This is a genomic window from Zongyangia sp., from assembly GCF_965361945.1.
On the sequence record NZ_CBDTOK010000163.1, the window covers coordinates 1 to 3,946 of the forward strand.

8 protein-coding genes are annotated in these 3,946 nt (G+C 41.4%); 5 read left to right on the plus strand and 3 right to left on the minus strand.

Annotated features, from left to right (window positions below; genetic code table 11):
- Positions 1-10: 10 nt before the first annotated feature.
- Positions 11-202, minus strand: coding sequence for a hypothetical protein (locus ACZ25G_RS10090; RefSeq protein ID WP_463682362.1), 192 nt, complete (start codon positions 200-202; stop codon positions 11-13).
- Positions 199-345 carry a hypothetical protein gene (locus ACZ25G_RS10095; protein WP_463682363.1) on the minus strand — a complete coding sequence of 49 codons (147 nt, stop codon included), beginning with the start codon at positions 343-345 and terminating at the stop codon, positions 199-201. The genes ACZ25G_RS10090 and ACZ25G_RS10095 overlap by 4 nt, the downstream gene beginning before the upstream one ends.
- Positions 346-424: 79 nt before the next feature.
- On the opposite strand from ACZ25G_RS10095, the gene ACZ25G_RS10100 reads away from it, so the two are divergent.
- Positions 425-781 carry a hypothetical protein gene (locus ACZ25G_RS10100; protein WP_463682364.1) on the plus strand — a complete coding sequence of 119 codons (357 nt, stop codon included), beginning with the start codon at positions 425-427 and terminating at the stop codon, positions 779-781.
- Positions 782-1,043: 262 nt separating this feature from the next.
- Here ACZ25G_RS10100 and ACZ25G_RS10105 read toward each other — a convergent pair whose 3' ends face one another.
- Entirely contained in the window at positions 1,044-1,232 is a 189-nt protein-coding gene (locus ACZ25G_RS10105) for a helix-turn-helix domain-containing protein (protein WP_463682365.1), read from the minus strand.
- Positions 1,233-1,440: 208 nt separating this feature from the next.
- On the opposite strand from ACZ25G_RS10105, the gene ACZ25G_RS10110 reads away from it, so the two are divergent.
- From ACZ25G_RS10110 to ACZ25G_RS10125, 4 genes are all read left to right on the plus strand, one after another.
- Positions 1,441-1,809, plus strand: coding sequence for a helix-turn-helix domain-containing protein (locus tag ACZ25G_RS10110; RefSeq protein WP_463682366.1), 369 nt, complete (start codon positions 1,441-1,443; stop codon positions 1,807-1,809).
- Positions 1,787-2,188, plus strand: a complete 402-nt coding sequence (locus ACZ25G_RS10115) for a hypothetical protein (RefSeq protein WP_463682367.1) — start codon at positions 1,787-1,789, stop codon at positions 2,186-2,188. Before ACZ25G_RS10110 ends, ACZ25G_RS10115 begins: the two co-directional genes overlap by 23 nt.
- 14 nt (positions 2,189-2,202) lie before the next feature.
- Positions 2,203-3,093: an HIRAN domain-containing protein gene (locus ACZ25G_RS10120; RefSeq protein WP_463682368.1), complete on the plus strand. Its 891-nt coding sequence runs from the start codon at positions 2,203-2,205 to the stop codon at positions 3,091-3,093.
- 164 nt (positions 3,094-3,257) lie between these two features.
- A complete protein-coding gene (locus tag ACZ25G_RS10125) occupies positions 3,258-3,746 on the plus strand; it encodes a hypothetical protein (RefSeq protein ID WP_463682369.1) in 489 nt (162 codons plus the stop codon).
- Positions 3,747-3,946 lie beyond the last annotated feature (200 nt).

Below are 3,946 nucleotides of genomic sequence, written 5' to 3' on the forward strand. Positions count from 1 at the left end.
ACAGTGGGAATTAGAGTGAAAAACCGATCTCCTTCAGCAGCAGATCAACGATCTTCAAGCAAGACTCTCCGCCTTGGAAAACCAAACCGCATAATGTATCTTCTCTTGCGCCCGTTTTCTTTTGCCTGCTGCGGGCGCTTTTGTTTTGTGCTTTCCATCTTTTTTCGCCTCCTTTCTGGAGGCTTTGATTTTCTGATTTCAAACCGGTATTGCACCAGGATGCGGAATAGCCCCGTTTTGTGTCTTGTCTTCATTACAGGAGTAATCCTTATCAATATGCCGTTCTTGTAACTCTAATACAAGAGCGGCTATTTCTTTGGGATTACCTTCGATGATGATTTCCATCCTTCCTCCCTCCTTCTGTGTAATGATTGGTTGTTGCGCTTAAATGAACCATGATATAATCTGCCTTGAGGTGATAGTGATGGATAAAACAAGTAAACAGATCATGAAATACTTATCTTCAAAAGGGAAAGGAAGTGAATATATCTGCCGATTCGATGAAGAATTTGAAAATCTATCCACGTCCCTGCGTGTTCCGCTTGAAGATTTGCGTGCCTCGGTCAGATGGATGGAATCCAACGGGATTCTTGAATACCAGCGATACGGCAGCGGGAAAGCATCTGGCTTTCACCTTTCCCATGTGGGAGTAAACTGGAAATATTTCAGAAAAAAAGAAATCATAAAATATGTTGAAGAAAAATGGATTGATTTCTTTTCCCTGCTGGCTTCCGTTGCCGCCTTGGTTATCTCCATAATAGCGCTAGTATCGACAAGATAAGGCTGATGACTACGCATGTCAGGGTAATACATTGCACAACACGGGAGGCGGTTCTTCTTTCTAATTGTCGAAGTTCCATCCATACTTTGTACCAGCTCGGTATCTCCACGCCGTCGATCGTGATTGTGCTAGGCTGTTCGGTATTCATAATTTTCATTGTATCTGGGTGAGATAATATTTTACGGTTCATCCTTCCTCCCTCCTTTCTTGATTGGCGATGAGATGAAAGTCACTGGCTCGCTGTATCTTTTAACCCAATCAGTTAACGCATCATCTCATCCAGGGTCTTTCCAAAATAGTCTGCTACTTTATGCGCGTGCTCAAGAAGCGGCATTTTCCCCTCTTTCCAGTTTTTAACCGTAGTGGCATGTACATCTAGGTCTTTGGCTAATCTGTAGTTCGTAACACCTGCTTCTTTTTGCAGTTTTTCTAAATTTTTAGAAAATGACAAAATTGCACCTCCGATCTGTTGACAAAATTAGACTGCTATGATAGTCTATTTTTATAGAATAATAGATCAAAAGTAATCGTTTGGTCCGGTATTTTAAGACCGAAATGATTTGTTGTTGATCTTGTTGCACGATCTAGTATAGTCTATTTTATTCTATTAGTCAAGAATTATTAGATTAAATTAGATCAAAAATAGAGGGCGGTTTTTTATGAATTTTTCACAAATATTAAAAAAGTTAATGGAGCAAAGAACCCTTACCAATTATCAATTGGCCAAGGATTTAGACATACACCCTACGACAGTAGCAAATTGGCTAAACGGAAAAGTACCAAGAAAGAAAACCCTTTCGGTTTTGGCCGCATATTTTGACGTCTCTGTAGACCACCTCCTTGGCAACGAACAAGAAAAAAAGCCCGTCACTTCGGAAAGCGACGAGCTTCAGGATGAGTTTATCGCCTATTATGGCGAGGTCAAGCCATATCTGGACGACCGAGATATCAATGACTTAAAAATCTTTATGAAGGCAAAAGCTGATTATAAGAGGAAGAAGCAAAATGACGAAGGCGGAAAAGATTAGACAAGAGCTGGTCGATAGCGGTGCTACCATTCTTGATTGCCCTAATTTAAACTGCAAATCCATTGTCTCACCAGATGGGTTTATAGGTACTGGGAAGATAAATAGCCAAGCTGAGGAACATTCTGTGCTTGCTCATGACAAGTGGCATTTAAAATTAGGGGCGTTCTACACCATTGCGTCTCCTTTCGTTCTCCGAGAACAGATGGAATACAAAGTTAAAAAGCGTGCTCTTATGGAAATTGTCCCATTAAAGCAGTTGAAGGAATTGCTTTTAGCGGATATCTGTCTGGCAGAAATTGCAGAAATTTTAGAGGTCACAGAGAATGATATTCTGCAAGCTTACCTGCTTTATCGAGATTTAGGTCTGATGGGATCATAGGGGGATCAATTAAAGTGGATACATATACAAAAATAATGGGCGTAACAAAACAAAATGAAAATGGCCAGAATATTCAAGAGATTTTAAGCGAGTTATCTCCTTATACCACGCTTAGCTTTCAGCGGGAGCCCAACAATCCTTACGATCAAAACGCAATAAAAATTTACGCAGACGGAGTCCATATTGGATATATCTCTGCCGAATTAGCGGAAAAAATCGCCCCCCAACTAGACAGCGGCGATCAAGAATTGTTTGGGGAGATTGAAGAAGTCACTGGAGGCGGAGAAAAGTCCTTTGGGTGCAACATTCATATTTATACGGACGCGCCCCAGGTTCCGCTTATTTTAGATCGAAATGTTGTCGCTACCTTGAATAACGATGCTTTTAAACTCTATTCAACAAATGTTTTGAATTACGCCAAAACATTACAGCCTGGGTGTTCCGCTGAAATTTTTCATAAAGTCAAAGATGCTGTTGATGTCATCAACGCGGAAGCAGCAAAACGGAATACGCCGCCTGTGATGAAGAAGAAACAAACATTTAAAGTGTCCTTAGTTCTTGCATTTATTTTCTTTCTTCTTGCTGCTGTTTTCCTGCTTATTGAAAAAAATCTTGAAGCTGCAGAAGGAGCATGCGTGTGCGGAATAATGTGCATTATATATTGGATAATTACGAGCAAGTACTTGGTTAAAAGGAAGCAAACACACAAAAAGGTTATTCCTTCTAATAGTATCAACAAGGGTTCTCAATCTACCTCACCTCAGATATATGTATTTGTTTCTCCTACAGGGAAAAAATACCACAAAGACCCGGGATGTGCTGGTGCAAAACATTGTGTCCGCATGAGCCTTGGTGAAGCTAAGGCTAAAGGATACACCGAGTGTAAAAGGTGCCAGTATAAATAAAAAACCGCCCCAGTGCTGGAACACTGAGACGGCTTTAAGGATAGGGAGTATAGGTTGGTTCTCCTATCAAAATATATTATATTAGAAATACCGGCAAAATTCAACACAATCTTTCCATTTTATGTAGTATTATCCTCGCTGTGTCGGTAGGGGGAGGATTTTTTATGAAGTGTAGTGTGTGTGGATTCGAGCACAACGAAGAGCGCTGTCCAAATTGCGGCTATGTCTCGTTTTCTCCGTCCTTTGATAACGGACCGGTACAGACTGCGGTCAAAGCTCCTGTGATGGCAAAGAAGAAAAAGAGAAGCGTTTGTCTTCTGATTTCCGCCATTCTCGGCATTGCCTACGCCATCTATCTCGTTGTATATTTTACCGGGATTAATGTCGCTACCACAGGGTCTATTGAAGCTATTAGTTCAGGCTTAGCCACTGCCATGGTGATGCCCCATATGGTGTGTGTTGGTGTCGCCGCTATCTTTAATATTCTTGGCTGGGCGCTCAATAACAGAGCTTTTGCCTTGGTAGGCGGCATCCTCTATGCTGTTTCTATGGTCTTCATGTTCATCTATGCATTCTTTGTCATTGTGCAGATGATCCTATCGTTTGTAGGCTTTGCCAATCTTAAAAAGATTAACGCAATCAATCATCAATAAAAAATCCCGCCCGGTGCGCCAACACCAGACGGGACATAGGAAGCTTACCCAAAGAGGATAAGACAGCCTGAACACCTGTATTATACCTCATTTGGGTGGGCTTTGTAAAGTGCGCTCAAAGGAGGTTTTTTCATGCGCAGAGTTAACACCGCAAGGTGGATCGAGTCAAAGAAAATGTGGAGAATCGACGTCCAAAAGGA